This window comes from Sphingomonas sp. DMC8 (genome assembly GCF_056314185.1).
Genome location: NZ_JBQUYV010000001.1, coordinates 492,122 through 516,562 on the forward strand (window position 1 = coordinate 492,122; position 24,441 = coordinate 516,562).

General features: G+C 66.5%; 31 protein-coding genes. 11 read left to right on the forward strand and 20 right to left on the reverse strand.

From position 1 onward, the window contains the following. The first annotated feature begins 52 nt into the window (after positions 1 to 52). From ACT53K_RS02315 to ACT53K_RS02325, 3 genes are read left to right on the forward strand one after another with little or no spacing between them, the layout of a single operon-like run. The gene (locus ACT53K_RS02315) at positions 53 to 910 is read left to right on the forward strand and encodes a helix-turn-helix transcriptional regulator (RefSeq protein WP_476226913.1); all 858 of its coding nucleotides are present in this window, start codon (positions 53 to 55) and stop codon (positions 908 to 910) included. Between the two features lie 45 nt (positions 911 to 955). Beyond that, positions 956 to 1,702, forward strand: coding sequence for an NUDIX hydrolase (locus tag ACT53K_RS02320; RefSeq protein WP_476226914.1), 747 nt, complete (start codon positions 956 to 958; stop codon positions 1,700 to 1,702). Further along, positions 1,699 to 2,427 (forward strand): extensin-like domain-containing protein, encoded by a 729-nt coding sequence (locus tag ACT53K_RS02325; protein WP_476226916.1) that lies wholly within the window; start codon positions 1,699 to 1,701, stop codon positions 2,425 to 2,427. Before ACT53K_RS02320 ends, ACT53K_RS02325 begins: the two co-directional genes overlap by 4 nt. A 36-nt stretch (positions 2,428 to 2,463) precedes the next feature. Here ACT53K_RS02325 and ACT53K_RS02330 read toward each other — a convergent pair whose 3' ends face one another. After that, positions 2,464 to 3,015, reverse strand: coding sequence for a hypothetical protein (locus ACT53K_RS02330; RefSeq protein ID WP_476226917.1), 552 nt, complete (start codon positions 3,013 to 3,015; stop codon positions 2,464 to 2,466). A 373-nt stretch (positions 3,016 to 3,388) separates the two neighbouring features. On the opposite strand from ACT53K_RS02330, the gene ACT53K_RS02335 reads away from it, so the two are divergent. Continuing rightward, positions 3,389 to 3,859, forward strand: a complete 471-nt coding sequence (locus ACT53K_RS02335; protein ID WP_476226918.1) for a CHAP domain-containing protein — start codon at positions 3,389 to 3,391, stop codon at positions 3,857 to 3,859. A gap of 7 nt (positions 3,860 to 3,866) precedes the next feature. On the opposite strand, the gene msrB is transcribed toward ACT53K_RS02335, so the two are convergent. The 4 genes from msrB to ACT53K_RS02355 all read right to left on the reverse strand — a co-directional run bounded on the left by msrB (position 3,867) and on the right by ACT53K_RS02355 (position 7,878). Next, a complete protein-coding gene (gene msrB / locus ACT53K_RS02340) occupies positions 3,867 to 4,349 on the reverse strand; it encodes a peptide-methionine (R)-S-oxide reductase MsrB (RefSeq protein ID WP_476226919.1) in 483 nt (160 codons plus the stop codon). 65 nt (positions 4,350 to 4,414) lie between these two features. Further along, complete coding sequence (locus ACT53K_RS02345) at positions 4,415 to 5,650, reverse strand: cytochrome P450 (RefSeq protein WP_476226920.1); 1,236 nt, start codon at positions 5,648 to 5,650, stop codon at positions 4,415 to 4,417. Positions 5,651 to 5,719: 69 nt separating this feature from the next. Next, positions 5,720 to 6,943, reverse strand: a complete 1,224-nt coding sequence (locus tag ACT53K_RS02350; RefSeq protein WP_476226921.1) for an ABC transporter permease — start codon at positions 6,941 to 6,943, stop codon at positions 5,720 to 5,722. Continuing rightward, the gene (locus ACT53K_RS02355) at positions 6,940 to 7,878 is read right to left on the reverse strand and encodes an ABC transporter ATP-binding protein (RefSeq protein WP_476226922.1); all 939 of its coding nucleotides are present in this window, start codon (positions 7,876 to 7,878) and stop codon (positions 6,940 to 6,942) included. Before ACT53K_RS02355 ends, ACT53K_RS02350 begins: the two co-directional genes overlap by 4 nt. A gap of 43 nt (positions 7,879 to 7,921) precedes the next feature. Here ACT53K_RS02355 and queG point away from each other — a divergent pair, with 43 nt between their 5' ends. Then, positions 7,922 to 9,058 (forward strand): tRNA epoxyqueuosine(34) reductase QueG, encoded by a 1,137-nt coding sequence (queG, locus tag ACT53K_RS02360; protein ID WP_476226923.1) that lies wholly within the window; start codon positions 7,922 to 7,924, stop codon positions 9,056 to 9,058. Here the strand turns inward: queG and ACT53K_RS02365 are convergent. Further along, positions 9,041 to 9,436 (reverse strand): hypothetical protein, encoded by a 396-nt coding sequence (locus tag ACT53K_RS02365; protein ID WP_476226924.1) that lies wholly within the window; start codon positions 9,434 to 9,436, stop codon positions 9,041 to 9,043. The genes queG and ACT53K_RS02365 overlap by 18 nt on opposite strands. A 72-nt stretch (positions 9,437 to 9,508) precedes the next feature. Between ACT53K_RS02365 and ACT53K_RS02370 the strand changes: the two genes are divergently transcribed. After that, entirely contained in the window at positions 9,509 to 10,507 is a 999-nt protein-coding gene (locus ACT53K_RS02370; protein ID WP_476226925.1) for an adenosine kinase, read from the forward strand. A 235-nt stretch (positions 10,508 to 10,742) separates the two neighbouring features. Here ACT53K_RS02370 and ACT53K_RS02375 read toward each other — a convergent pair whose 3' ends face one another. The 4 genes from ACT53K_RS02375 to ACT53K_RS02390 form a co-directional block, all read right to left on the reverse strand. Continuing rightward, positions 10,743 to 12,269 carry an amino acid permease gene (locus ACT53K_RS02375; protein WP_476226926.1) on the reverse strand — a complete coding sequence of 509 codons (1,527 nt, stop codon included), beginning with the start codon at positions 12,267 to 12,269 and terminating at the stop codon, positions 10,743 to 10,745. A 133-nt stretch (positions 12,270 to 12,402) separates the two neighbouring features. Then, positions 12,403 to 12,780 (reverse strand): HIT domain-containing protein, encoded by a 378-nt coding sequence (locus ACT53K_RS02380; RefSeq protein WP_476226927.1) that lies wholly within the window; start codon positions 12,778 to 12,780, stop codon positions 12,403 to 12,405. Between the two features lie 263 nt (positions 12,781 to 13,043). Next, entirely contained in the window at positions 13,044 to 13,361 is a 318-nt protein-coding gene (locus tag ACT53K_RS02385) for a phosphoribosyl-ATP diphosphatase (RefSeq protein WP_476226928.1), read from the reverse strand. A gap of 31 nt (positions 13,362 to 13,392) precedes the next feature. Beyond that, the gene (locus tag ACT53K_RS02390) at positions 13,393 to 13,674 is read right to left on the reverse strand and encodes a hypothetical protein (RefSeq protein ID WP_476226929.1); all 282 of its coding nucleotides are present in this window, start codon (positions 13,672 to 13,674) and stop codon (positions 13,393 to 13,395) included. Between ACT53K_RS02390 and ACT53K_RS02395 the strand changes: the two genes are divergently transcribed. Further along, the gene (locus ACT53K_RS02395; protein WP_476226930.1) at positions 13,673 to 14,074 is read left to right on the forward strand and encodes a YbaN family protein; all 402 of its coding nucleotides are present in this window, start codon (positions 13,673 to 13,675) and stop codon (positions 14,072 to 14,074) included. The genes ACT53K_RS02390 and ACT53K_RS02395 overlap by 2 nt on opposite strands. Positions 14,075 to 14,700: 626 nt before the next feature. On the opposite strand, the gene hisF is transcribed toward ACT53K_RS02395, so the two are convergent. The 5 genes from hisF to hisB form a co-directional block, all read right to left on the reverse strand. Beyond that, positions 14,701 to 15,462, reverse strand: a complete 762-nt coding sequence (hisF, locus tag ACT53K_RS02400) for an imidazole glycerol phosphate synthase subunit HisF (RefSeq protein WP_476226931.1) — start codon at positions 15,460 to 15,462, stop codon at positions 14,701 to 14,703. A 256-nt stretch (positions 15,463 to 15,718) separates the two neighbouring features. Then, a complete protein-coding gene (gene hisA, locus ACT53K_RS02405; RefSeq protein ID WP_476226932.1) occupies positions 15,719 to 16,456 on the reverse strand; it encodes a 1-(5-phosphoribosyl)-5-[(5-phosphoribosylamino)methylideneamino]imidazole-4-carboxamide isomerase in 738 nt (245 codons plus the stop codon). A gap of 232 nt (positions 16,457 to 16,688) precedes the next feature. Next, a complete protein-coding gene (gene hisH, locus ACT53K_RS02410) occupies positions 16,689 to 17,291 on the reverse strand; it encodes an imidazole glycerol phosphate synthase subunit HisH (protein WP_476226933.1) in 603 nt (200 codons plus the stop codon). Then, positions 17,288 to 17,572, reverse strand: coding sequence for a YciI family protein (locus tag ACT53K_RS02415; RefSeq protein ID WP_476226934.1), 285 nt, complete (start codon positions 17,570 to 17,572; stop codon positions 17,288 to 17,290). The genes hisH and ACT53K_RS02415 overlap by 4 nt, the downstream gene beginning before the upstream one ends. Beyond that, positions 17,572 to 18,159, reverse strand: a complete 588-nt coding sequence (gene hisB, locus ACT53K_RS02420) for an imidazoleglycerol-phosphate dehydratase HisB (RefSeq protein WP_476226935.1) — start codon at positions 18,157 to 18,159, stop codon at positions 17,572 to 17,574. The genes ACT53K_RS02415 and hisB overlap by 1 nt, the downstream gene beginning before the upstream one ends. 71 nt (positions 18,160 to 18,230) lie before the next feature. Between hisB and ACT53K_RS02425 the strand changes: the two genes are divergently transcribed. Further along, entirely contained in the window at positions 18,231 to 18,716 is a 486-nt protein-coding gene (locus ACT53K_RS02425; RefSeq protein ID WP_476226936.1) for an SspB family protein, read from the forward strand. 9 nt (positions 18,717 to 18,725) lie between these two features. Here ACT53K_RS02425 and ACT53K_RS02430 read toward each other — a convergent pair whose 3' ends face one another. Then, positions 18,726 to 19,508: a TorF family putative porin gene (locus tag ACT53K_RS02430; RefSeq protein ID WP_476226937.1), complete on the reverse strand. Its 783-nt coding sequence runs from the start codon at positions 19,506 to 19,508 to the stop codon at positions 18,726 to 18,728. A 181-nt stretch (positions 19,509 to 19,689) separates the two neighbouring features. On the opposite strand from ACT53K_RS02430, the gene fumC reads away from it, so the two are divergent. The 3 genes from fumC to gmk all read left to right on the forward strand — a co-directional run bounded on the left by fumC (position 19,690) and on the right by gmk (position 22,211). Then, a complete protein-coding gene (gene fumC / locus ACT53K_RS02435) occupies positions 19,690 to 21,084 on the forward strand; it encodes a class II fumarate hydratase (protein WP_476226938.1) in 1,395 nt (464 codons plus the stop codon). Between the two features lie 178 nt (positions 21,085 to 21,262). Further along, complete coding sequence (locus tag ACT53K_RS02440; RefSeq protein ID WP_476226939.1) at positions 21,263 to 21,457, forward strand: hypothetical protein; 195 nt, start codon at positions 21,263 to 21,265, stop codon at positions 21,455 to 21,457. A gap of 70 nt (positions 21,458 to 21,527) precedes the next feature. Next, the gene (gene gmk / locus ACT53K_RS02445) at positions 21,528 to 22,211 is read left to right on the forward strand and encodes a guanylate kinase (RefSeq protein WP_476226940.1); all 684 of its coding nucleotides are present in this window, start codon (positions 21,528 to 21,530) and stop codon (positions 22,209 to 22,211) included. Positions 22,212 to 22,357: 146 nt separating this feature from the next. Here the strand turns inward: gmk and ACT53K_RS02450 are convergent, their stop codons facing one another. The 4 genes from ACT53K_RS02450 to ACT53K_RS02465 form a co-directional block, all read right to left on the reverse strand. After that, on the reverse strand, positions 22,358 to 22,648 hold the full coding sequence (locus ACT53K_RS02450) for a GIY-YIG nuclease family protein (protein WP_476226941.1): 291 nt from the start codon (positions 22,646 to 22,648) through the stop codon (positions 22,358 to 22,360). 165 nt (positions 22,649 to 22,813) lie between these two features. Continuing rightward, entirely contained in the window at positions 22,814 to 23,497 is a 684-nt protein-coding gene (locus tag ACT53K_RS02455) for an ATP12 family chaperone protein (protein ID WP_476226942.1), read from the reverse strand. Then, on the reverse strand, positions 23,494 to 23,715 hold the full coding sequence (locus ACT53K_RS02460) for a hypothetical protein (RefSeq protein WP_476226943.1): 222 nt from the start codon (positions 23,713 to 23,715) through the stop codon (positions 23,494 to 23,496). Before ACT53K_RS02460 ends, ACT53K_RS02455 begins: the two co-directional genes overlap by 4 nt. Then, the gene (locus ACT53K_RS02465) at positions 23,712 to 24,371 is read right to left on the reverse strand and encodes an HAD-IA family hydrolase (RefSeq protein ID WP_476226944.1); all 660 of its coding nucleotides are present in this window, start codon (positions 24,369 to 24,371) and stop codon (positions 23,712 to 23,714) included. Before ACT53K_RS02465 ends, ACT53K_RS02460 begins: the two co-directional genes overlap by 4 nt. Positions 24,372 to 24,441: the final 70 nt, after the last annotated feature.

A 24,441-nucleotide genomic window follows, 5' to 3' on the forward strand; every position in this document is an offset into this window, starting at 1 on the left:
ATGGGAATCTACTAATGACTGTTTGATGGTATCTGATGAAAAAGGGATGGTCATGGAAGATGTCAAACTCGACTATGCTGTTCCCGATAGTTCGGTCGCTGAATTCGTCACTCTGTTTTATCGTTTTCACGCGGATGTTGCCCGTTTCGATGATGTTGAGCGGGCGGATCACGCGCAAATCCGCTTTCGCCTCACGCCGGGCGCAGCCGAATACCGTTTCGTGGATGGTGCTGCGCAGCCGGCACCGGATGCGCACCTGATCGGCCCGACGACAGCCGCCTTCCATGTCTATGCCGAGGGGCCGGTGCTGGTGTTCGGTGCGGGCCTGACGCCGCTGGGTTGGGCGGCGCTGGTGGGTGGGGATGCTTCGGGCATGACCAACCGCGTCGTCGATCTCCACGCCCTGTTTGGCGAGGCGGTGGCGGACGCTGTTCCGCAAATGCAGCGCGTCGCATCGGATTTCGACGCACTCGTCCGCTGCGGCGAGGCCATCATCAAGACGTTGCTGCGGACGCGCTGCGCGCGCGAGGCCGCCTTCATCCGGATCGTCGACACCTGGTTAAGCGGCGCGGAATCACCTGAAATCGGCAATCTCGCGGCGGCCACCGGCATGTCGGTCCGCCAGCTGGAACGCAAATGCAAGGCGCTATATGGCGCGGGGCCGAAAGGCTTGGCGCGGAAATATCGTGCCTTGCGTGCCGCAGTGTCCCTGGTCGCGGAAGGTGCGACGATCGACGACGTGCTGGCCCGCGGTTTTTACGACCAGTCGCACCTGATCCGCGAAGTGAAGCAGTTCACCGGCTTTACGCCCAGGCAGATTCAGTCGGAACCCGGCCTGCTTGCGCAGCTCACGATCAGCCGGCGCAGTGCGCTGGCCGGCCGGGTGGACCCGCTCATCAGCGATACCTGACGTGAGCGCGCTCGCGGTTTCGTGACGAGCGCGCTAAGGCGGGGCATGGTCCCGTCCGAAGCCATTCCTGCAGCCACGGTGATCGTGCTGCGCGACGTGCCGCGCGGCCAGCCCGAGATCCTGATGGTCGAGCGGTCGCAGGCGATGACGTTTGCGGGCGGGGCGCTGGTATTCCCCGGTGGGCGAGTGGATGCGGGCGATCATGCGCTGGCATCGTTCGAGCAAGGGGATCGTGAGGAACGTGCCGCGCGCATCGCCGCCGTGCGTGAGACTCTGGAAGAGGTGGGACTGGCGACGGGCCTGGACGTGACGGCGGAGGCGCTGGCAGCGATGCGCGCGCGGCTTCACGCGGGGCAGTCGATGGGCGAGGCGCTGGCAGCGACAGGTGCGCGGTTGCGGCTGGATGCGCTGGTACCCTTTGCACGCTGGCTGCCCTGGGGGTTGCCGCATCGCGTGTTCGACACCCGCTTCTATCTTGCGCGGGCACCGCAGGGCGCGGCACCGCTTGTCGACGGCAGCGAGAATGTCCGTCTGTTCTGGGCACCCGCGACCGAGGTGCTGCGGATGGCCGATGCCGGGGAGGCGACGATCATCTACCCGACGCGGCGCAACCTCGAGCGGCTGGCGCTGTTCGACAATTTCGACGCTGCCGCGGCGCATGCGCGGGCGCATCCGGTGCAGACGATTTCGCCGTGGAAGGAGCAGCAGGACGGTATCGACTGGCTGTGCATTCCGGAGGGGCTGGGCTATCCGGTTACGCGCGAACGGTTCGACACGGTGCGGCGCGCATGAGGGCGATCCGGCAGGCACTCGCCGTTACCTTCGCCTTCGCGCTGATCGCAGTGACAGCGCTGATCCTCTCTGTCCTGACGCGCGACCGGCCGCAGGACTTGCCATGGACGCCGCTCGATCTGGGGCGGCCGATCGGGGCCTTTACCGGGCGCAAGCTGGCGGGATTGACCGAGGATGCGCCGCGCTGCCGCGCGCTGCTGCGAGCAGCGGGCGTGAATTTCGCGGCGGTGCCGGCCGTACGGGAGGGCAGCTATTGCGCCTATGCAGATGGCGTGCGGCTCGGGCCAGGCGGTGCACGCACGATCACGCTGACCCCGGCGGTGACCATGTCCTGCCCGGTCGCGGCGGGACTGGCGATGTGGGAGTGGGATGTGGTGCAGCCCGCTGCCCAGCGGCATTTCGGCATGGCGGTGAAGCGGATCGAGCATCTCGGCAGCTATTCGTGCCGCCGCATCTATGGCAGCAGCGCCGGCGAGTGGAGCGAACATGCTACGGCCGATGCCATCGATGTCGCCGCCTTCGTACTCGCCGATGGCCGGCGGGTGAGCGTGCTGAGCGACTGGAAGGGGGATGCGGAGCGGGCCGACTTCCTGCACGATGTGCGAAGCGGTGCGTGCCGCCTGTTCGCCACGGTGCTATCGCCCGATTACAATTCGGCGCACCGCGACCATCTCCACCTCGATCAGGCAAATCGGGGTTTGCTTGGCTGGCGCAGCTGCCGCTGAGCCTTCGCCGCTGCGGCGGCGAAGGCTGGCAGGTGATCAGTTGGGCAGTGCCCGGGCGTCGACCTTTTCCACCCATTGCGGGAAGAAGGAAGGCTGGCGGTTCGACCAGCCCGACGCGGTCGCTGCGGCTTCGCTGATCGACTGGAGCAGCTTGCGGCGGAGATCCGGGTGCAGATTGGGCAGCGCCGCCGCCGAGCAGAAGGCGGATGGCAACCACGGCCGAACCTCGGCGCCGACCAGTCGCTCATAGAGGAAGCGGTAGGCCGAGAAGCTGGTCAGCCGGCCCTGGCCCAGATCGAACGCAGAGACCGTCACCAGCGGCGCCATGAACGGCTCGATCGTGCCGAGGTCGCTATCGTTGGGCAGAAGTGCGCGCACTTCCACCAGCCGCTCATACATACGCGCCTGGGCGCGGATGCTGGCGGCCTCGACCACGTCGCGCGACCAGCGGGTGAGTGCGTCGTCGCGCTCCAGCCCGATGTCGAGCGAACGGCGCACATAGCGCTGGGTCGCCGCGGTAAATCCTGCGAATTCTTTCATCTCGGCCAGCGTCATTGCGCCTTCGGCCGGTCTGTTCCGTGCAGCCATGCCAATCTCCCACCCACTCTTGCGTCCCCAGGGAAGGATCATGCGCCGCAATGGTTAACGCGAACCTTAACGGCCCCCTCCGTATCCCCACGAGCATTGGAACGTATAATTTGGTGCAGTGCAATATCCGGATGCGACGAGTTGAGTTTGGGGATTTCTGAAGGCTCAGGCGGCGGTTTCATCCGTTCAGAAACGGTTCAGCGCACTCCATCGGTCCAATCCAACGGTTCGTCGGATCGGCGGACCCCGGGGCTTCACCTTCGTCCTATGATCTGGCTACCAACGCTCAACAGATTCGCTTCCTGACCGGGGGGTCCAATTGAGTTTCACACGTTTTGCAGCGCGTTTTGCGCTGGTGGCTTCGTGCGCTCTGATGACTGTCGCCCCGGCTCAGGCTCGCGGGACATTCTGGCAGTGCGTTACCTTCGCCCGGCAGGCCACGGGTGTCGATCTGCGCGGCAATGCCTGGACCTGGTGGGACCAGGCGGCCGGTCGCTACGAACGCGGCGAGGCCCCGAAGGTGGGCGCCGTCATGTCGTTCCAGCGCACCGCTCGTATGCCGATGGGCCATGTTGCGATGGTTTCGAAGGTGATCAGCGAGCGTGAAGTGCTGCTGACCCATGCCAACTGGTCGCGTCGCGGTGCCGTCGAGCGTGACGTGCGCGCCGTCGATGTTTCACCCAATGGCGACTGGAGCCAGGTCCGCGTGTGGTACGCCCAGACCGGCAGCCTCGGCACCTCGGTCTATCCGGTGAACGGCTTCATCTATCCGGGCGCGCCGGCCAGCGATTGGGCCAATGTCCAGGTAGCTTCGCTCAATCTGCCGCAGCTCGCCGCAAACTAACGGGCGCTCAGGCGGGGCGGAAGGCCATCGCCACGCCGTTCATGCAATAGCGTTTTCCGGTCGGTCGCGGGCCATCGTCGAACACATGGCCCAGATGGCCGCCGCAACGGCGGCACAGCACTTCGACCCGCGACATCCCCAGGCTGTTGTCTGCCCGCGTGATTACTGCATTGTTGAGCGGCGCGTAGAAGCTAGGCCAGCCGGTGCCGCTGTCGAACTTGGTTGTCGAGGTGAATAGCGGCAGATCGCAGCCCGCGCAGACGAAGACGCCTTTGCGATGTTCCTTGTTCAGCGGACTGGTGAAGGGATATTCCGTGCCGCCCCGGCGAAGGACGTTATAGGCCGCCGGGCTCAGCCGTTTGCGCCATTCGGCGTCGCTCAGCTTGTAGGGGAAGTCCGGCAGCGGCGTTGCGGGCGCGGTACCGCAGGCGAATAGCGGCAATGCGGCCGCGCTGACGCCGGCGGCAAGCAGTTGGCGGCGGTGTAGCATGGGCGAACCTCCTCAGGCCTCCTGATATAGGTTCGCCCTGCGCGCCGAAAAGGTTACAGGCACCGTCAATAGCGGCTGAGTTCGACCGGCATTTTCCGATAGCCGTGGACGAAACAGGCCGCCACCCGCTCCGGCTCTCGCAGCACATTCGCGCGCAGGCGCCGCCGGGCCATTTCTTCCATCAATATCCCGATCTGCAATTCCGCCAGTCGGGCGCCGACGCAGCGATGAATGCCATGGCCAAAGGCAAGGTGGCGGCGGGCATTTTCACGGTCAACGATGATCTTGTCGGCATCCGGGAAGATGCTCTCGTCCCGGTTGGCGGAGAGATACCAGAGGATCAGCTTGTCGCCCTCGCGAATTGTCTGCCCCTCCAGCACCGTATCCTGCGTCGCCGTGCGGCGCATATGGGCGAGCGGCGTCTGCCAGCGGATGATTTCCTGCACCGCATTGGGGATCAGGCCGGGATCAGCCTCCAGCCGCGCGCGCTGGTCGGGAAATTGCTCCAGCCCCCAGGCAAAGGCGCTCATCGAATTGCGCGTGGTGTCGTTGCCGCCGACAATCAGCAGGATCAGGTTACCGAGGAACTCCATCTGATCCATTTGCGCCATCGCATCGGAATGGATCATCATGGAAATCAGATCGGGGGTGGGTTCCTTGCCGATCTTCCCCTGCCACAGATTGCCGAAATAGGCGGCGCACTCGAACAGTATCTCGCGGCGCTGCTCCTTGCGCGCGGGATCCTTGGCGATCTCGATGTCACCCGCCCAGTCGGACCAATAGGTGAGCAGGCGCCGTTCTTCCCACGGGAAGTCGAACAGGATCGCCAGCATCTGCGTGGTCAGTTCGATCGAGACATGGTCGACCCAGTCGAATTCCTGCCCCACGGGCAGGCCATCGAGAATCTCGCCGGTGCGCCGGCGGATGTCATCGCTCATCCGCACCATCTCGCTGGGTGTGAAGGCGGGGGAAACGGTGCGGCGCTGGCCAGTATGTTTCGGCCGATCCATCGCAATGAACATCGGCATCTTGATGTCGCCTTCCATCAGATCGGCGATGGTGATGCCGCCTGCCTCGCTCGAATACAGATCGGGAAGCGACTCGACTTCGACAATCGGCTTGTAGGTGGAGACCGACCAATAGGGGCCGAATGCGCTATGCCCGGTGTAATGGACCGGATGCTGGGCGCGCAATTCGCGGAACGGCGCCTGCCAGACATCGTCGCGGTAAAGCTCGGGCCGGCTGACGTCGAGCGGATCGACGTGATTTTCCGGCGCAGCGTCAGAGACAAGCGTCGCCATGAGTCCTCTCCCGTTATTTGGGGGCAGGAGGCCACATGCTTACACAGGTGTCAATAGCACTGACTCTCGTCAGGCCTGCGCAGCCTTTTTCGCTCGCTTCGGGCTGCCGGACTTGAGCACGCCGCGCCGGAACAGGCGGGCTGCCACCCAGATGATGATGGCTACCCAAAGCGCCTGCCAGGGTAGGGCGAGCAGATGTGGCCAAAGCTCTGGCGAGGTCGCGGCGCGCGCAGCCATGGCCAGCGGCGAGCTGAACGGGAAGATTTCTGCGACCCGCGCGATCCAGCTATCCTCGTGTCCGCCGGCATAGGAACCCAGGCCCAGCATGCCGAACTGGAAGATGGTGATCGGCAGCGACAGCATCTGGATCTCGCGCTGCGTCGACGCAAGCGAGCCGAGCCCCAGAAATACCGCGCTCTGCAACAGATAGGCCATGGTGAAATAGGCGACGAACAGCACAGCAAAAACCGGGCCGGTGGCCGTGCCGAGTTCCGACAGGAAGACAGCGGCGTTCGGCGGCAGCAGCTTGGGCAGATTGACGAGCAGCGTGCCCCAGAAGCAGACGAACAGCAGCGCCGAGCCGAACGCGCCCAGTAATTTGCCGAAGAACACGCTTTCCAGCGGCACGGCGGCGGCGAGCACTTCGATCACCTTGTTCGAACGCTCCTCCGCCATCGCGCCCACTGCCTGGCCCGACAGCATCAGCGTCAGGAAGAAAATGCCGAGCGCGGCGAAATAGGCCGATACGCTCTTGCCGCTGGTGCTCGGCTGACCACGGGTGACGACTTCCACGCTGGGGCTGCTGAGCGGTTGCGCGCCGCCGCTGCGTTCGGCTCGCAGCGTCTGTTCGGCCAGCGCGGCGAGATAGCGGCCATCGCCCGGACTATCGGGTGCGCGCAAAATGTGCGGGTGGTCGAGCGGGCCGTAGAGGATCGCCGAAATCTCCACCTTGCTGTCGTGGAACAGCGTCCGCGCCTGTTTGGCAGGATCGGCGGCGGGCGCGTCGATCCGCAGGCTGGGGCGGTCGAAGCTGCTCGGGAAAACGGCGCGCAACTGCTTGTCGGCGGCGCGGATCGTCGCTTCCTGCGCGGCCGGCGCGATCATGACGATACGCTGCTTGTCTTCGTTGCCGCCCAGCGCGCTCTGGGCGCTGAGGTTGCCGACCACGCCGAAGCCGATCATCAGGAGCGGACTGAACAGGAACAGCAGGAAGGTGGGCGTCATCACCGTAGCCGTCAGGTCGCGGCGGGCGATGGTGAGCGTCTGGCGCAGGAAGCGGCGGAACGGGCTCATGCAATCGCCTCCTGCTGGGCTTCGGCTTCGGCCAGCGCTTCCGCACCGACGATCCGGACAAAGGCATCGTGCAGGCCCGGGCGGTCGATGGACAGGCCCGATATGCCATAGCCTGCCTCGATCAGGCGGACGAGTAGTGCCTCCACGCCTTCGTCGGGCACAGTGAAGCGCCAGCTCCCGGCGTCGTCGCGCACCGCATCGGCGGGGAGCAGGTCGGCAACGCCGATGGCATCGTGATGCGGGGTGTAGCGGGCGCGCAGCGACAGGGTGGCGCGGGCCTCGTCCACCGTGCCTTCGAAACGGACCTTGCCGCCGGCGATGATCGAGATGCGCTCGCACAGCCGCTCGGCATGGGCCATGACATGGGTGGAAAAGAGGATGGTCGCCCCACGATCGCGCTGGGCGCGGATCAGGCCTTCCAGCCGTTCCTGGTTGACGGGGTCGAGGCCCGAAAAGGGCTCGTCCAGCACCAGCAATTCGGGTTCGTGCACCACCGACCCCAGCAGCTGGACCAGCTGCGCCATGCCTTTGGAGAGCTTGCGGATCTTTTCGTCTGCAGCGTGGCCGAGACCGGCGCTTTCGAGCAATTCGCCGGCACGCTTGCGGCCGGTCGCCCAGGGCAACCCACGCAGCGCGCCCATAAAGGCAATCGCCTCGCGGCACTTCATGTTGGGGTAAAGGCCGCGCTCCTCCGGCAGATAGCCGACATGGTCGCTCCTGTCGCGCGGATGGGCGCTGTCGAGCAGCGTGCGCTTGCCTTCGTCGGGCTCGATGATCCCCAGCAGCATCCGCAACGTGGTGGTCTTGCCGGCACCATTGGGGCCGAGCACGCCATAGATAAGCCCCTTGGGCACGGCGATGCTGACGCCGTCAACGGCACGCCGGTCGCCGAAGCGTTTGACGAGCCCGGTGGCATGGACGGCCAGATCGCGCAATTTGGCTTCCCCCCTGTATCTGCAAACGTGGTAGCGGGTGCGTGTGCGACAAGACAAGCCCATCGAAACGCAACTTAAAGCCAAAGCGGCCGAAATCGGCTTCGCTGCCTGCGGGATCGCCGATGCCGGAGCGACGCCGCTTGCCGCGGCCCGGCTGCGCGCCTGGATCGCAGAAGGTGCGCATGGCGACATGCTGTGGATGGCCGAGCGCGAGGAACAGCGCGCCAGCCCGCGCGGCCTGTGGCCCGAAGTGCGCTCGGTGATCGCCCTCGGCATGAGCTATGCGCCCGCCACCGACCCGCTGGCACTGGCGGCGGTGGGGGAAGTCGGGCGCATCTCCGTCTATGCGCAGGGTGCCGATTATCACGACGTGATGAAGCGGCGGCTGAAGGAACTGGCGCGCTGGCTGGTGGCGGAGGCACCGGGTGTCGATGTGAAGGTGTTCGTCGATACCGCGCCGGTGATGGAAAAGCCGCTGTCCGAGGCGGCGGGGCTCGGCTGGCAGGGCAAGCACACCAACCTTGTCAGCCGCGAGCATGGCAGCTGGCTGTTCCTGGGGGCGATCTACACCACGCTCGATCTGGCACCCGACGGACAGGGGCGGGGCGGCTGCGGCAGTTGCGATGCCTGCCAGACGGCTTGCCCGACCGATGCGTTTCCGGCGCCCTATCGGCTCGATGCACGGCGCTGCATCTCGTACCTGACGATCGAGAACAAGGGGCCGATCCCGCGTGAATTCCGCGCCGGCATCGGCAACCGCATCTATGGCTGCGACGATTGCCTGGCGGTGTGCCCGTGGAACAAGTTCGCCGCCGCCGCGCAGGCGAACCTGGCCTTCCATCCGCGCGCCGAGCTCACCGTGCCGTACCTTACCGATCTGCTCGCGCTCGACGATGCGGCGTTTCGTGCGGTGTTCGCGGGCTCGCCGATTAAGCGTATCGGCCGCGACCGGATGGTGCGCAACTGCCTGATGGCTGCGGGAAACAGCGGCAGCGCGGCGCTGGTGGCGCCAGTCGTCGCACTGCTCGACGATCCCGCGCCGGTGGTGCGCGGCGCGGCGGTGTGGGCATTGTCGCGGCTCGATCCCGCCGATTGGGAAGTCCAGCGGGCGGCGCGGGCACCGGTGGAGATCGACGCTGAAGTCGCCGCCGAATGGACCGCCTCAGCGCCGCTTGGTTAGCGCCGCGACGCAGCTCGCCTGGTCGATCGGGCTGCCGTCGCGCTGGCGGGCATCGACCCAGGTGACGACCGGCTGGCTCCTGCCGCCCTGCGGCGGGTAGAGATAGGCGTCGAGCACGCAGATCGGCCCGGTGAATTGCAGCTTGCGGCCGGTGCCTTCGGTCACATCAAGACGCGGCTCGCCGAACCGCGCGATCAGATGCGCGGCATCCTGCCCCCGCACTGCCGCAAGATTCCCCGGTTGCGTCGGCGCCACGACCGGGGACGGCACGGGAACATAGCCGGCGCTGCGCGGTGCCGGCACCGCCGGACCGCAACCGGCCAGTGCCAGCGGCGCGACGCAAAGGGGCAGCAGGCGGATCGTCGTTCGAGCGTTCAAGTTCTTTCCCTTGGTTGCACTTGGGGCGGCCCCTCTTTAGGGCTTCGCCAACTTCAATTGGAGCCCAGAAACTTGACCAGCCCCGCCTATGACGTGGTCGCGATTGGCAATGCCATCGTCGACATTCTTTCCCAGGCCGACGATGCCTTCATTGCCGAGATCGGCGTCCCCAAGGGATCGATGCAGCTGATGTTCTCCCCCGAAGAGGCGGACGCCCTTTATGCCAAGATGGGCCCGGGGCGTGAGGTTTCGGGCGGCTCGGCGGCGAACACGGTGGCCGGTATCGCCGCGCTGGGCGGCAAGGCTGCCTTTATCGGCCAGGTTGCCGACGACCAGCTCGGCACCGTGTTCGCGCACGACATCCGCGCGGCGGGCGTGCATTTCGACACGGCGGTGCGGGCCGGCCAGCCGACCACGGCGCGCTGCCTGATCTTCGTGACGCCGGACGGGCAGCGGACGATGAACACGTTCCTCGGTGCCTCGCAGTTCCTGCCCGCCAGTGCGCTGGACGAGCAACTGATTGCGAACGGCGCGATCCTCTATCTCGAAGGCTATCTGTGGGATCCCGAAGAGCCGCGCGCCGCGATGCGCAAGGCGATCGAAATTGCGCGGAATGCCGGGCGCAAGGTGGCCTTCACGCTTTCCGACGTGTTCTGCATCTCGCGCCACGGCGACGATTTCCGCAAGCTGATCGAAGACGGGCTGATCGACATCCTGTTCGCCAACGAGAACGAACTGCTGGCGCTGTGTCAGCATGAAGAGTTCGAGGCGGCGGTGCAGCACATCCATGGCAAGGTGCCGCTACTCGTCGTCACCCGCAGCGAAAAGGGCGCGATTGCCCTGCAGGGCGACGAGCGGGTGGAGGTTTCCGCCGAACCGATCGAGGCGCTGGTCGACACCACCGGTGCGGGCGACATGTTCGCGGCGGGCTTCCTGCACGGCCAGGCGCAGGGTCGGGGGCTGGAGGATTCGCTCCGCCTCGGTGCCATCTGCGCGGCGGAGATCATCCAGCATTATGGCGCGCGCGCCGAGAAGGACCTGAAGGCACTGGCCGCCGCGAAGGTGGGCTGAGGCCCGCTGCGGCGGCTAAGTTTAGGAAGTTTAGGCTCGGCGAGGGTTGAATCCCTTCGCCGGGCGGTCGATTTCGGGGCTGACCTGTCAAAGAGCGGTGCACGGCATGTGCCGGCCGGCGACAGTGCAGCAGCCAAAGTCCTACTTTGCAAGCGCCGTCCGAATGGCGCTGGCGGTCACGAAAAAGGGCCGGAGGATCGCTCCTCCGGCCCTTTTTCGTTGTCGGTCGGAACCGTCAGTGCGTGCCCGGCACCGGCGGTTGCAGATCTTCATAGGCTTCCGGTTCGTGCACTTCGTCGAGCCCGCGGCCGACATGGCTGCGCGAGCGGCTATAGGCGAAGTAGACGATGAGGCCGATGATCGCCCAGCCGACGAACAGAAGGATCGTCGCGCGCGACAGGCTGATGAACAGATAGAGGCAGCCGATGATCGCGATCGGCGCGGTCACCATGATCGCCGGCGTGCGGAACGGCCGCTTGCGGTGCGGATCGGTGCGGCGCAGCACCAGCACCGCGATCGACACAGCGGCGAAGGCGAACAGCGTGCCGGAGTTCGACACGTCTGCCAGCAGACCGACGGGGAAGAAGGCAGCGAACAGCGTCACGAAGATGCCGGTCAGCAGCGTGATGACGTGCGGCGTATGGAACTTCGGATGCACGCGCGAGAAGAATTCGGGCAGCAGGCCGTCGCGGCTCATCACGAAGAAGATGCGGGTCTGGCCGAACATCATCATCAGGATGACCGACGGCAGCGCGATGATTGCCGCAGCACCGACCAGCCAGCCGATGAACGGATAGCCCACCTGCTTCAGCGTCCAGGCCAGCGCTTCCTTCGAGCAGACAACGGCTGCTTCGTGGATTGCCTGACATGCCTGCGACAGGGCCGGCGTGCCCGGCGAGAGCGGGACCCCCGAGGGGCCGGAAACCGGCTGCGCGCCCACCGTGCCGATCACCCCGGCGGCGACGAGCAGGTAGAACAGGGTGCAAACGCCCAGGCTGCCGATCAGGCCGATCGGCATGTTGCGCTGCGGGTTCTTGGTCTCTTCCGCAGCGGTCGACACCGCATCGAAGCCGACATAGGCGAAGAAGATCGACGCAGCCGCGCCCGAAATGCCGGCAAAGCCGAGCGGGGCGAACGGCGTGAACTGGCCGGTCTTGATGACCGGGATGGTCAGCAAGACGAACATCGCCAGCGCGATCACCTTCACGCCCACCAGCACGGCGTTGACGGTCGCGCTTTCCTTGGTGCCCTTGATCAGCAGCGCCGTCACCACCGCCGCGATCAGCATCGCCGGCAGGTTGATCATGCCGCCGTCGAACGGACCACGCACCAGCGACAGCGGGATGGTGATATGGAAGCTGGAGTTGAGCCAGCCGATGAAATAGCCCGACCAGCCGACAGACACGGCGCCGGCCGCGATGGCATATTCGAGGATCAGCGCCCAGCCGACCATCCAGGCGACCAGTTCGCCCATTACCGCATAGCTATAGGTATAGGCTGAGCCCGACACCGGCACCATCGCCGCCATTTCGGCATAGCAGAGCGCCGCCACCGCACAGACGAAGCCGGCGATGACGAACGACAGCATCATGCCGGGGCCGGCCTTTTGCGCGGCTTCGGCGGTGAGCACGAAGATACCGGTACCGATCACGGCGCCGACGCCCAGCATGGTGAGCTGGAAGGCACCGAGCGAACGATGGAGCGATTTCTTTTCGGCTGTGGCCAGGATTGCATCGAGAGGCTTTACGCGCCCGAATATCATTGCATGGTCCCCTTCGCGGCGAGCGTTGCGCCGCCCCCTTTGGATCGAAAGGCGCGAGCCTAATCGCAAAAGCGGCGGGCGCAATCCCTTACGGCGTGGTTCGCGAAACAATATTACGCAGTTTTCCCCCGGCTCAGCGGGCCAGCATCGGCCCCAGCGGCTTGCCGGCGAAGATATGGACATGGAGGTGCGGCACCTCCTGATGCCCGTCCTGCCCGATATTGGCGAGCAGGCGATAGCCCGGCTCGACGAACCCCGCCGCCCGCGCCACCGCGCCGACCGCGCGGACGAAACCGGCGATTTCCACGTCGCTGGCGTTGGCCGAGAAATCGTCCCAGCTCACATACGGCCCCTTGGGGATCACCAAAATGTGGTGCGGCGCCTGCGGATTGATGTCGTGAAAGGCGAAGGCGAAATCGTCCTCATACACTTTCTTCGACGGAATCTCGCCGCGCAGGATCTTCGCGAAGACGTTCTGGTCGTCATAGGGAAGCGTGGGGTCGATCGGCATGATGGGCTCCGTGGTTTATATCCTCCCCGGGACGGGGAGGGCATCGCATCGCGCTCTCTTGCTCCCCTCCCTGCATTGCAGGGAGGGGCCGGGGGTGGGTCCGCCGCCGCCAGGCGGCGGGACTCGCTTTCCGTCGGGAGAGATTTTTCGGAGCGCGCAGACGCGCGCACCCACCCCCAACCCCTCCCTTGTCAGGGAGGGGAGCGAAAGAGCCAAATGTGGTCGCTCTCCCCGATCCGGGGAGGACCGAGGGGGAGCGGGTCTCACGCCCCGCGCGCCGCCTTTTCGGCGATGCCGGACACGCCCTCGCGGCGCGCCAGCTCCGCGCGGACATCGTCGAGGCTGAGCCCTGTGTCCGCCAGCAGCACCAGCAGGTGGAAGAGCAGGTCGGCCGATTCCTTCACCAGCTCGGCCTTGTCGTCCTGGATCGCGGCGATCACTGCCTCGGTCGCTTCCTCGCCCAGCTTCTGCGCGATCTTGGCGCGGCCGCGCGCCGTGAGCTTGGCGACATAGCTGGCCGCGGGGTCGCCGGTGCGGCGATCGCGGATCGTCTGTTCGAGCGTGTCGAGAATATCGGCCATGCGCTCCGGCTGCGGGAGCGGGGCGCCGCTGTCAATCCTGTCGGCGGCGGAAGCGCGCCCGCAACCGGCTGCGCACGAGCCAGATGCCGCCCGCCGAGCAGGCCGCCAGCGCCAGATCGGACAGCTCTGGCATCGATCGGTGCCCGGCCACGCCGGTATGCGCCGGTTCGTCGGCGGCCAGGGCGGGGGTGGCCAGGAGCAACAGGGGCAGAAGTGCGCGCATGGCCTTTTCATGCACCGGCGGCGGTTGGCGAAGGGTTAAGCGGCTTTCCCGCTTGCCCGAATCCGTGCGGCGGGGCAGCACCATCGCCATGGACGATCCGCAACCCGATCCCGCAGCACCCGGCGGGCTGGCCCGGCCTGTGTGGCTGGCGCTGGGATTCGTGTTCGTGGCGCTCGGCTTTATCGGCGCGCTGCTGCCGCTGATGCCGACGACGATCTTCCTGATCCTCGCCGCCGGCTGCTTCGCCCGATCCTCGCCGCGGCTGGAGGCATGGCTGCTCGGCCATCCGCGCTTCGGCCCGACGCTGGTGGCATGGCGCGAACAGGGCGCCATCCCGCTGAAGGGGAAGGTGCTGGCCTGTGCCGGCATGGCGCTCGGCTACGGCCTGTTCGCCTGGGGCGCGCGGCCGGGGCCGTGGCTGGCGGTCGGCGTGGCGGCGGCGATGCTGGGCTGTGCCTGGTATGTGCTGAGCCGGCCGACGGCGGTTTGATTGGCCGGGGCCTGCGGAAGCTGCGGCGGATGGCAGGACCGGGAGGAAATGCGCCGCGCCGGGGTGGTGACCGCCGGGCGAAGTTTAGGAAGTTTAGGCCCGGACGCATTTTGTCGGGGCTGGCAAAAGGCCGGCGGGGCGATGCGAAGTTTAGGAAGTTTAGGCCAAGTCGCGATCATCGGGCCTCATCCGCGAATTGCAACCCTGCCCACCAGCCGTCACCCCAGCGGACGCTGGGGTCTCCCGGGGGCTGGGCGAAAACGGAACGACGCTACTGCGGGAGATGCCAGCGTGCGCTGGCATGACGCGGGAGGATGGGGCGTCATCCATGCAGGCTGGTGTCGGGCCCGGCAAAGGGCTGCCGGGGCGATGCGAAGTTTAGGAAGTTTAGGCTCGTGGCGTTTACGCGCGCGCTGCCGCTGACATACAGGTCGATGCCGCAAAGCGTGCCGCTTCGCGGGCAGGAAGGTGTCACCAGACAGGATCAAAGAGCGGCCGTCTGAGGGCGGCATTTTCGGTACATATGGGGAACGATGCTGCGGACGCAAGGTGGCGACTGCTGTTCAAGGGGCGGGCGATGATCGCCGCGAATGCCGGAGCTGGGGCATCAGCCCCCAAAGCCCCGCCTACCCCCGAACCGGAATCCCCGCCGCCGCGAGCGCGGCATGCGCCTCGGCGATGGTCGCCTGGCCGAAGTGGAAGATCGACGCCGCCAGCACGGCCGAGGCATGGCCGTCGCGGATGCCTGCGACCAGATCGTCGAGCCCGCCGACGCCGCCCGAGGCGACCACCGGTATCGTCACCTGATCGGCGATGGTGCGGATCAGCGCGAGGTCATAGCCGTCGCGGGTGCCGTCGCGGTCCATCGAAGTGACGAGCAGCTCGCCCGCGCCCAGCGCGGCGAGGCGCAGCGCGTGCTCGACCGCGTCGATGCCGGTGGCGCGGCGGCCGCCATGGGTGAACACTTCCCAGCGGCCTTCCGCTGTTTGGCGCGCGTCGACCGAGGCGACGACGCACTGGCTGCCCATGCGGTCGGCGATCTCCGCGACCACTTCGGGCCGCGACACCGCGGCGCTGTTCACCGCGACCTTGTCCGCGCCGGCCAGCAGCAGCGCGCGCGCATCCTCGACGCTGCGCACGCCGCCGCCGACGGTGAGCGGCATGAAGCACACCTCGGCGGTGCGGCGCACCACGTCGAGGATCGTGCCGCGCGCCTCGTGGCTGGCGGTGATGTCGAGGAAGCAGAGCTCGTCGGCGCCCGCCGCGTCATAGGCGCGGGCCTGCTCGACCGGATCGCCGGCGTCGCGCAATTCGACGAAGTTCACGCCCTTGACGACGCGGCCGTTCGCCACGTCGAGGCAGGGGATGACGCGGGCGCGGACGGTCATGCGGGGGTCTCCGGCGCGGGGGGATTTCGATTTTCACGCGAAGGCGCGAAGGCGAAAAGAAGATTTGGTTCACGCGGAGGCGCGGAGACGCGGAGAGAGAAATGTGCCGCGACAGCGGCACTTTGATGCAGCACCTTCAGTGCGCTGAAAGGGGGAGTCTGGCCGCCATAGCCGCCGGCTGCAAAACCTCCGCGTCTCCGCGCCTCCGCGTGAACCAACCTTCTTTTCTTCGCGCCTTCGCGCCTTCGCGTGAAACTCATGCAGTCACCCGCCCGGCGGCAATCGCCTCGGCCAGGTCGAGGCGCCCGTCATAGAGTGCGCGGCCGGAGATGACGCCTTCGATGCCGTCGGCGACATGGCCGCGCAGCGCATGGATGTCGTGGATGTCGGTTACGCCGCCGCTGGCGATCACCGGGATCGACACCGCCTTGGCCAGCGCCACCGTCGCTTCGACATTGCAGCCCTTGAGCAGGCCGTCGCGGCCGACATCGGTGAAGAGCAGGGCGGCGACGCCGGCATCCTCGAACCGGCGGGCGAGATCGACGACGCTCACGTCCGACACATCGGCCCAGCCATGCGTGGCGACCATGCCGTCGCGCGCGTCGACGGCGACGACGATCTGGCCGGGATGGGCGCGGGCGGCTTCGCGGACGAGGTCCGGGTTTTCCAGCGCGGCGGTGCCGATCACGACGCGGGTGACGCCCATTTCCAGCCAGCGCTGGATCGACTCGCGGTTCCGGATGCCGCCGCCCAGCTGCACCTTGCCGCGGAACTTGGCGAGGATGTTGGCAACCGCGAGACCGTTCACCGATTCACCGGCAAAGGCGCCATCCAGATCGACGACATGCAACCATTCGGCGCCGGCTTTCGCAAACAGTTCGGCCTGGGCGGCAGGGTTGTCGCCGTAAACGGTGGCGCGGGCCATATCGCCTTCGGCAAGGCGGACGACCTGGCCGGCCTTGAGATCGATGGCGGGGAAAATGTGCAGGGTCATTGGCTGGTCCATGTCGGCGTGCCGTGTACCGGAACGCTGTCGTCTGCGTTCCCCTCCCGCTTGCGGGAGGGAGTATCGGGCGCGGCCATGCCCCCGGAATGGCCTGAACAGCGCGGGGCGCTGTTCACCCGATACTGGGAGGGGATGGAACCGAGCAGCGCTTCTACCACGTCAGTCCCTCCCCCGACCCCTCCCGCAAGCGGGAGGGGAGCGATGGTCGAGCGGGCTGCCCTCACGGCTTCCACGCCAGGAACCGCTCCAGCAGGGCGATGCCGTAGCGCTGGCTCTTTTCGGGATGGAATTGCAGGCCGACGATGTTGTCCCGCCCGATCGCCGCCGTCACCGGGCCGCCATGGTGGGTGGTCGCAAGCACCGCCTCGCCCTCGAACGCGAAGCTGTGGAGGAAATAGGCCTCGCCCGGCTCGATCAGCGGGTGATTGCCGGTCGGCACCACGTCGTTCCAGCCCATATGCGGCACGCGCAGGTCCGGCCCCGCGGGCAGGTGGCGCACGGTGCCGGGTATCCAGCCGAGGCCGGCATGGGTGCCGAGTTCCTCGCCCGTGGTCGCCAGCAACTGCATCCCCACGCACACGCCGAGGAACGGTACCGCGTCGCGCAGCACCCGCGTCTCCAGCGCATCAACCATCCCGGGGATCGCGCGCAGGCCGGCGGCGCACGCGCCGAACGCCCCCACGCCGGGTAGTACGATGCGCTCGGCGCGGAGGACTGCTTCCGGATCGGCCGTGACGGCGATGTCGGTGGCGCCGGCTGCCTTCAGCGCATTGTGCACCGAATGGAGGTTGCCCGCGCCATAATCGATCAGCGCAACGCTCACTGGCCGAGCGACTCCAGCCCCGGTGCGAGCACGCTGGGCGCGACTTCGATGAAGTCATAGCCGGCCGCACCGGCGGTCGCGAAAGGATCGGTCGCGGCCCAGGCCTTTACTTCGTCGAGCGCGCCGCGCGCGAAGAAGAAGCCGCCCGTCACCGGCACCTTCCGCCCCGCCACCAGCAGCCGGCCGTCGGCGACGCCCTGTTTCAGCCAGTCGAGATGCGCGGGGCGCAGCGCGTCGATTTCGGCAAGGTCGACCTTGTAGGTGAGCAGCACGAGGATCATCACAGCACTCCCTTGGTCGAGGGGATCACACCGGCCTTGCGCGGATCGATCTCCACTGCCTCGCGCAGCGCCCGGGCCAGGCCCTTGAACGCGGCTTCGGCGATATGGTGGTTGTTGCTGCCGTACAGCGTCTCGACATGCAGCGTCAGTCCGGCGGTCTGGGCGAAGCTGTGGAACCAGTGCTCGAACATCTCGGTGTCCATCTCGCCCAGCTTCTTCTGGGAGAATTCGGTCTTCCACACGAGATAGGGGCGGCCGGAAATGTCGAGCGCCACCCGGGTCAGCGTCTCGTCCATCGGCGACAGCGCATCGGCATAGCGGCGGATGCCCTTTTTGTCGCCGAGCGCCTTCGCAACCGCCTCTCCGATCGCAAGGCCGGTGTCCTCGACCGTGTGATGCTGGTCGATATGCAGATCGCCGACGGTCTTCACCTCCATGTCGATCAGCGAATGGCGGCTGAGCTGTTCGAGCATATGGTCGAAAAAGCCGATGCCGGTGCTGATGGAATAGACGCCGGTGCCGTCGAGATTGACGGTGACGTCGATCGAGGTTTCGCTCGTCTTGCGGCTGATCGTCGCGGTGCGCATGGGGGTGCACATAACGCGCGCTGCGTCGCATGCAATCTTGACCGCAATTTTCCAGCCGCTACCCAGAGGGCATGACTGGCGATGTGCCCGATAGTTTGATTCCGTACGACGAGATCGTGCAGGAGGCCCTGCGCGCCGTTGTGGGCCGCGTTCTCGGCTCGGTGGCGCAAACCGGCGGCCTGCCGGGCGCGCACCATTTCTACATCACCTTCAAGACCCAGGCGCCGGGGGTCGACATCCCCAAGCGGCTGATCGAGCGTTTCCCCGACGAAATGACGATCGTGCTGCAGCACCGCTTCTGGGATCTGACGGTCGACGACCGCAAATTTTCGGTCGGGCTGAGCTTCAACCAGATTCCCTCGATCCTGACGATCCCGTTCGCGGCGATCACCGGATTCCACGATCCGGCGGTCAATTTCGACCTGCGTTTCCAGGCGCAGGAAGGCCCCGAAGACCCCGAGCCGCATGACGAAGCCGAAAATGACGGCCTGTCGGCGGTGAAGCCGGCGGATGACGGCTCCAACGTCGTCTCGGTGGACTTCAAGCGGAAGAAATAAGCCGGTTTCTCAGAACGCCAGCCGTGCGCGGGCGACCAGCCGGTCGCCGGCATGGCCTGCGTCGGCATAGGGCGAGCGCGCGGCGCCTTCGCGGATGTCGGTGCCGGTATAGGTGATCCCCAGCGTCAGCGCGTCCTTGGTCCGCTCGATGCCCAGATGCCAGTCGCTATAGCTGCCGGTCGGCCGCAGCCGGGCGGAACGGGGGCCGTCCGAATCGCCCCAGCTATGCCCGGCGCCGCCGCGCACCGTGAAGGCGGTGCCGGGAATCCCGACATTGCCGTTCGCATAGGCATAGGCATTGTCGCCGCCGATCGCGCTTTGCGGCGGGGCGTAGGTAAGGCCGGCCTCAAGCTGCGCAGGGCCGAGCGAAAAGCCGCCGCTGGCGCCGACTTCGCCATAATCCATCCGCCCGCGTGCGCCCGTGAAGACATGGCCCAGCAGATAGCCGCGCAGCTCCAGGCCACCGGCGCGGAAGGCGCGGCCCAGCTCGACATCGGCAACCGCATCGGCACCGGCGCTTCGCACCGAGCTGCGGGTAGCGGCGATTCGGCCAGACAGGTCGAAGCCGGCCAGCGACGCGGACGCATCTGCCGAGGCGGAAACCTTGCCTTCGCTCCAGCTGATACCGCGGCGATTTTCGTCGCTGGCGATTTCCACCCCGCCGGTGGCGGACTGGGCGTGGGCAAGGGTGGGGGCGAGGGTCGGGGCAAGCACGCCCGCCAGCAGCGTGGCGGCGAAGGCGGAGACGCGCCGGGCGGCGCGCGCCCGGTCAGGGGCTTGGCTGTTCTGCATCGATATGTTTCCTGCGGATGCCCCTGCCTGTTTGCGGCCGGTGGCGTGGCTGCTCTAGCGCGTCCGGCGGGCCGGGCAAGTTATCAAATGTTTCCGGCGCTTAGTCGACTTCGATCCATCCGGGCTTGGCGAAGCGGGACTTTTGCTCCTACAGCCGCGCCAAATCATCCCGGAGGATCCTGTGACTCAGACCACCCGTACCGAAACCGACTCGATCGGCGCGATCGAAGTTCCCGCCGACGCCTATTGGGGCGCGCAGACCCAGCGCTCGATCGAGAATTTCCCGTTCGGCGCGCAGGAGCGGATGCCGATCGGCATCGTCCATGCCCAGGCGATCGTGAAGCAGGCGGCGGCGCGGGTGAATGTGAAGCACGGGCTCGACCCCAAGATCGCCGAGGTGATCGATCAGGTCGCGCAGGAAGTGATCGACGGCAAGCTCGACGACCAGTTCCCGCTGGTGATCTGGCAGACCGGCAGCGGCACCCAGACGAACATGAACGTCAACGAAGTGATCGCCGGCCGTGCGAACGAGATCCTGACCGGCAAGCGCGGCGGCAAGTCGCCGATCCACCCGAACGACCATGTCAACATGGCGCAGTCGTCGAACGACAGCTTCCCGACCGCGCTGCACATCGCCGCGGCGCGCGCCGTGACGCTGCAGCTCTATCCGGCGCTTGAGCGGCTGCACGGCGCGCTCGACAAGAAGGCGAAGGATTGGGACCATATCGTCAAGATCGGCCGCACCCATTTGCAGGACGCGACGCCGCTGACGCTGGGCCAGGAATTTTCGGGCTATGCCGCGATGCTCGCCTCGGCGCGGGCGCGGTTCCAGAGCGTGCTGGAAATCGACATCTTCAAGCTGGCGCTGGGCGGCACCGCCGTCGGCACCGGGCTCAACTCGCCGCCCAACTATGCCGAGGATGTCGCGGCGGAAATCGCGAAGATCACCGGCCTGCCGTTCGTCACCGCGCCGAACAAGTTCGAATCGCTGGCGACCAAGGACCAGCTGGTCAACCTGTCGGGCACCTGCAACACGCTGGCGGTGTCGCTGACCAAGATCGCCAACGACATCCGCCTGCTGGGCTCCGGCCCGCGCTCGGGCCTGGGCGAGCTGGAACTGCCGGCAAACGAGCCGGGCAGCTCGATCATGCCGGGCAAGGTGAACCCGACCCAGTGCGAGATGCTGACGATGGTCGCTGGCCAGGTGATCGGCAACCACGTGGCCGTCACCGTGGGCGGCATGCAAGGCCATATGGAGCTCAACGTGTTCAAGCCGCTGATCGGCTCGAACGTGCTGCGCTCGATCACGCTGATGGCGACCGGCATGGAAAGCTTTGCTGAACGCACTGTTGACGGGCTGAAGGCGAACGAGAAGCAGATCGCCGACCTCGTCAACCGCTCGCTGATGCTGGTGACGGCGCTGGCGCCGGCGATCGGCTATGACAATGCCGCCAAGATCGCCAAGAACGCGCATGAAAAGGGCCTGACGCTGAAGGAATCGGGTCTGGCGCTGGGCCTGGTCGATGAAGCGACGTTCGACCAGTATGTCCGGCCGGAGACGATGGTCGGCCGCTGAGCCTGTCCCTATCCAGCCGTCATGCCAGCGCAAGCTGGCATCTCCCGCAGCAGCGCTGCGACGTAGCCGTCTGGCCGCAGGAGACCCCAGCGTTCGCTGGGGTGACGGTTTGTGGATAGAGGGGGTTTTCGGAACCCGCAGCGCATATCCGCCGTTGAGCATCCAAAAGGAGACTGGGATGATCGGCAAGGCAATTGCGGGCTGGATCGGCAGCAGCATCGACCGGCGCGACGGTGAGGGCGGCGCGATGGGGGCGGTGATCGGCATCGCCACCTGGGAAGTTGCCAAGCGAGTCGTGCCGGCGGCGCTGGTGCTGGGCGCCGGTGCGGCGGGCGCATTGTACCTGAAGCGCAAGCTCGACGGCACCGCCTGACACTTTCTGCCGCGCGCCGTGGTGGCGCCTTAGGCTTGACGTGCGCCCCGCACCCAAGCCAAAGGCGCCCATGGCCGATCATCACGAACACGACCCGCATGGCTTTCGGCGCCGCGGGGTTCTCTTCGTCCTTTCCTCGCCATCGGGTGCGGGCAAGTCGACGATTGCGCGCAAGCTGCTCGCTGCCGAACCCGATCTTGCCGTCTCCGTATCGGTAACGACGCGCCCGCCGCGTCCCGGCGAAGTGAACGGCGTCGACTATACGTTCGTCAGCGTCGACCAGTTCCGCGAGATGGTGTCGCAGCACCATTTCATCGAATGGGCGCACGTCTTCCAGCATCGCTATGGCACGCCCAAGGGCCCCGTGGATGCGGTGCTGGCAACCGGCCGCGACATGTTGTTCGACATCGACTGGCAGGGCGCGCAGCAGCTCTATCAGACGATGGGTGGCGACGTGGTGCGCGTGTTCATCCTGCCGCCGTCCATGGCCGAACTGCACCGCCGGCTGGAAGGCCGCGCGACCGACAGCAGCGAGGTGATCGCCCACCGCATGGCCCGCGCCGCCAACGAAGTGAGCCACTGGGACGGCTATGACTATGTGCTGGTCAACGACGATGCGGACCGCTGCTTCGAGGCAGTGCACACGATCCTGAAGGCCGAACGGCTGAAGCGCTCGCGCCAGACCGGCCTGATCGGCTTCATCCGCGGATTGATGAAGCGCGGCGACCCGACCGGGGAAGCAGAGGTTTTGTAAGGGGCAGCTTGCGAAGCGCTGATCGCCCTCCGCAAGCCGTCACCCCAGCGCAGGCTGGGGTCTTTGTGGGACTTGGTTGTTACGGTGAAGCGCTCTGCGGGAGATGCCAGCGTTCGCTGGCATGACGGTTCTTTATGGGATGAAGGCTAATACGCGATCTGGTCGAACAGATCGTCCCAATTCGGATTCGTAGCCTCGATCAGTTCCACCTTCCATGCGCGTTTCCACGCTTTGAGCGCCTTTTCGCGACGGATCGCGTCTTCTATACGGTCGTGCGGTTCGGCGAGCACGAGGCGCGTCAGACCATATTTGCGGCAAAAGGCAGAGCCGACGTCGCGTCGGTGCTGGTCGACGCGCTGGGCGAGGTTGGCCGTGACACCGGTATAGAGGACGCCATCCGGCTTGTTCGTCATGATGTAGGTCCAGCCACCGGGCATGGCAGGAAGCTAGCGCGCGAGTGCGATATCGCCAACCCCTTCACACACACCGTCACCCCGGCGCCAACTGGCATCTTTTCGGGACTGGGCGGGCACGGCGCAGCGCTGCTGTGAGAGATGCCAGCGTTCGCTGGCATGACGGCGTGTATGGAAAGGTGGATTGGGCTATGCCGCGAGCAACCCCAGAAACCGTGCCCCAGCATCGAAGTCCGCGCGCCGGACGGCTCGGGCACGGGTGGCGAGTTCGTCTTCGCCCCATTGTTCGGCCTGCCAGTCCTCGTCGAGCTGGGCGGCGCGCCACACGGCTTCGCGGTCGGCGGCGCCCTCAAGCAGTGCCAGCGATGCGACGAGCGAGCCGGTGATCGTCACCAGCGGCGACAGGCCGGCGAGGCGGAAGGGGTCGAGTGCTGCGACCGCTTCGTTCAGCCGGGCGATCGTTGCCGGCGGCTGAGGCCGGTGCATGATGCCGGCGACAGTCTCGAAATGCACGTCGTAGCGGCCCCGCGCCCAGTCGAGCAGCGGATCCCAGTGTGCGGCCTGGCGCGCGACCAGCGGATCGGGCGAATCGGCGCGGTAGCAGAGCAGGTCGCTCTCGCCATAGCTGGCGAGGTCAGCGGCGAAGGTGGCGGCGTTGGGGGCGATCTGGTCGATCGCGGCATTGGCCAGCCCGGTCAGCGGCATGGTACGCGGGTCGACTTGCTCGCCGACGCTGCGCCATTCCTCGGCCACTGCCGCAGCCAGTTGCGGCGTCGGCAGCGCCAGCGGCGCGCGGGCAGGGGTGCGGACGGGGCGACCGTCGAGTGCAATCGTGTCGCCTTCGACAGCGACGTCTTTCCAGAACCGTTTCATGCTTCGGGCGGAGTCCTCCAGCGGCGGGCGAGCATGCGGGGAATCGCTGCCATCACCCAGAGCGAGGCGAGCAGCAACGTGCCGCCCAGCATGGTCAGCTCGGTCGTATGGGCGCGCCCGGCGATCAGCAGGCCGAGCACCGCGCCGGCCACGCCTACCAGATTGGCGGCCATCATCAGGAAATAGCGATTGCGCGCCACGCGATCGGTGTCGGTCATAAGGCCTCCAGATGCGGCGGGATGTCCGACGCATGCTCCACGACCCGCACCGCGCCGGCCGCGTGCAGATCATGGGGAGTGTGGTAGCCCCATGCAACACCCAGGGGGTGCGCTCCCGCCGCGACCGCCATCGCCATGTCGAAACTGGTATCGCCGATCATCACCGTGGTTTCGGGCGCAGCGCCCGCTTCGGCGATCGCGGCCTCGATCATTGACGGGTGGGGTTTAGACGGATGGCGATCGGCGGTCTGGAGCGTGACGAAGCGCTGGCGCAGGCCGTGCGCCTCGAGCACCCGGAGCAGCCCGCGATCCGACTTGCCGGTGGCGACGCCGAGCAGCCAGCCATTGGCGTCGAGTGTTTCGATGCTTTCGAGGATGCCGTCATAAAGCGGCTCGTCTTCGATATGGCCGGCGGTGCGCAGGGTGAAATAGGCCTGTTTATAGGCCTCTGCCATGTGGCGGTGGAGCGTGTCCTCGGCTTCGGGCAAGAGTGTGGCGATCGCCTCGACCAGGCTGAGGCCGACGATCCGGCGGATCGCGGCGCGGGCGGGGGGATCGAGCTTCTGCGCGGTGAAGCAATGCTCCATGGCGAGGCAGATGCTCGCCTGGCTGTCGACCAGCGTACCGTCGCAATCGAACAGGGCGAGGCGGTTCATTGGAGGCCCGTCACTGGCAGCAGGCGCACCCCTCCCGCTTGCGGGAGGGGAGTGTAGAAGGAAGCCGTTC

Bases quoted from the DNA above. Each gene is read 5' to 3' on its own strand.
- ACT53K_RS02315 (WP_476226913.1), top strand. From the start codon at position 53: ATGGAAGATGTCAAACTCGACTATGCTGTTCCCGATAGTTCGGTCGCT.
- ACT53K_RS02320 (WP_476226914.1), top strand. From the start codon at position 956: ATGGTCCCGTCCGAAGCCATTCCTGCAGCCACGGTGATCGTGCTGCGC.
- ACT53K_RS02325 (WP_476226916.1), top strand. From the start codon at position 1,699: ATGAGGGCGATCCGGCAGGCACTCGCCGTTACCTTCGCCTTCGCGCTG.
- ACT53K_RS02330 (WP_476226917.1), bottom strand. From the start codon at position 3,015: ATGGCTGCACGGAACAGACCGGCCGAAGGCGCAATGACGCTGGCCGAG.
- ACT53K_RS02335 (WP_476226918.1), top strand. From the start codon at position 3,389: ATGACTGTCGCCCCGGCTCAGGCTCGCGGGACATTCTGGCAGTGCGTT.
- msrB (WP_476226919.1), bottom strand. From the start codon at position 4,349: ATGCTACACCGCCGCCAACTGCTTGCCGCCGGCGTCAGCGCGGCCGCA.
- ACT53K_RS02345 (WP_476226920.1), bottom strand. From the start codon at position 5,650: ATGGCGACGCTTGTCTCTGACGCTGCGCCGGAAAATCACGTCGATCCG.
- ACT53K_RS02350 (WP_476226921.1), bottom strand. From the start codon at position 6,943: ATGAGCCCGTTCCGCCGCTTCCTGCGCCAGACGCTCACCATCGCCCGC.
- ACT53K_RS02375 (WP_476226926.1), bottom strand. From the start codon at position 12,269: ATGATATTCGGGCGCGTAAAGCCTCTCGATGCAATCCTGGCCACAGCC.
- ACT53K_RS02380 (WP_476226927.1), bottom strand. From the start codon at position 12,780: ATGCCGATCGACCCCACGCTTCCCTATGACGACCAGAACGTCTTCGCG.
- ACT53K_RS02385 (WP_476226928.1), bottom strand. From the start codon at position 13,361: ATGGCCGATATTCTCGACACGCTCGAACAGACGATCCGCGATCGCCGC.
- ACT53K_RS02395 (WP_476226930.1), top strand. From the start codon at position 13,673: ATGGACGATCCGCAACCCGATCCCGCAGCACCCGGCGGGCTGGCCCGG.
- ACT53K_RS02390 (WP_476226929.1), bottom strand. From the start codon at position 13,674: ATGGCGATGGTGCTGCCCCGCCGCACGGATTCGGGCAAGCGGGAAAGC.
- hisF (WP_476226931.1), bottom strand. From the start codon at position 15,462: ATGACCGTCCGCGCCCGCGTCATCCCCTGCCTCGACGTGGCGAACGGC.
- hisA (WP_476226932.1), bottom strand. From the start codon at position 16,456: ATGACCCTGCACATTTTCCCCGCCATCGATCTCAAGGCCGGCCAGGTC.
- ACT53K_RS02415 (WP_476226934.1), bottom strand. From the start codon at position 17,572: ATGATCCTCGTGCTGCTCACCTACAAGGTCGACCTTGCCGAAATCGAC.
- hisB (WP_476226935.1), bottom strand. From the start codon at position 18,159: ATGCGCACCGCGACGATCAGCCGCAAGACGAGCGAAACCTCGATCGAC.
- ACT53K_RS02425 (WP_476226936.1), top strand. From the start codon at position 18,231: ATGACTGGCGATGTGCCCGATAGTTTGATTCCGTACGACGAGATCGTG.
- ACT53K_RS02430 (WP_476226937.1), bottom strand. From the start codon at position 19,508: ATGCAGAACAGCCAAGCCCCTGACCGGGCGCGCGCCGCCCGGCGCGTC.
- ACT53K_RS02440 (WP_476226939.1), top strand. From the start codon at position 21,263: ATGATCGGCAAGGCAATTGCGGGCTGGATCGGCAGCAGCATCGACCGG.
- gmk (WP_476226940.1), top strand. From the start codon at position 21,528: ATGGCCGATCATCACGAACACGACCCGCATGGCTTTCGGCGCCGCGGG.
- ACT53K_RS02450 (WP_476226941.1), bottom strand. From the start codon at position 22,648: ATGCCCGGTGGCTGGACCTACATCATGACGAACAAGCCGGATGGCGTC.
- ACT53K_RS02455 (WP_476226942.1), bottom strand. From the start codon at position 23,497: ATGAAACGGTTCTGGAAAGACGTCGCTGTCGAAGGCGACACGATTGCA.
- ACT53K_RS02460 (WP_476226943.1), bottom strand. From the start codon at position 23,715: ATGACCGACACCGATCGCGTGGCGCGCAATCGCTATTTCCTGATGATG.
- ACT53K_RS02465 (WP_476226944.1), bottom strand. From the start codon at position 24,371: ATGAACCGCCTCGCCCTGTTCGATTGCGACGGTACGCTGGTCGACAGC.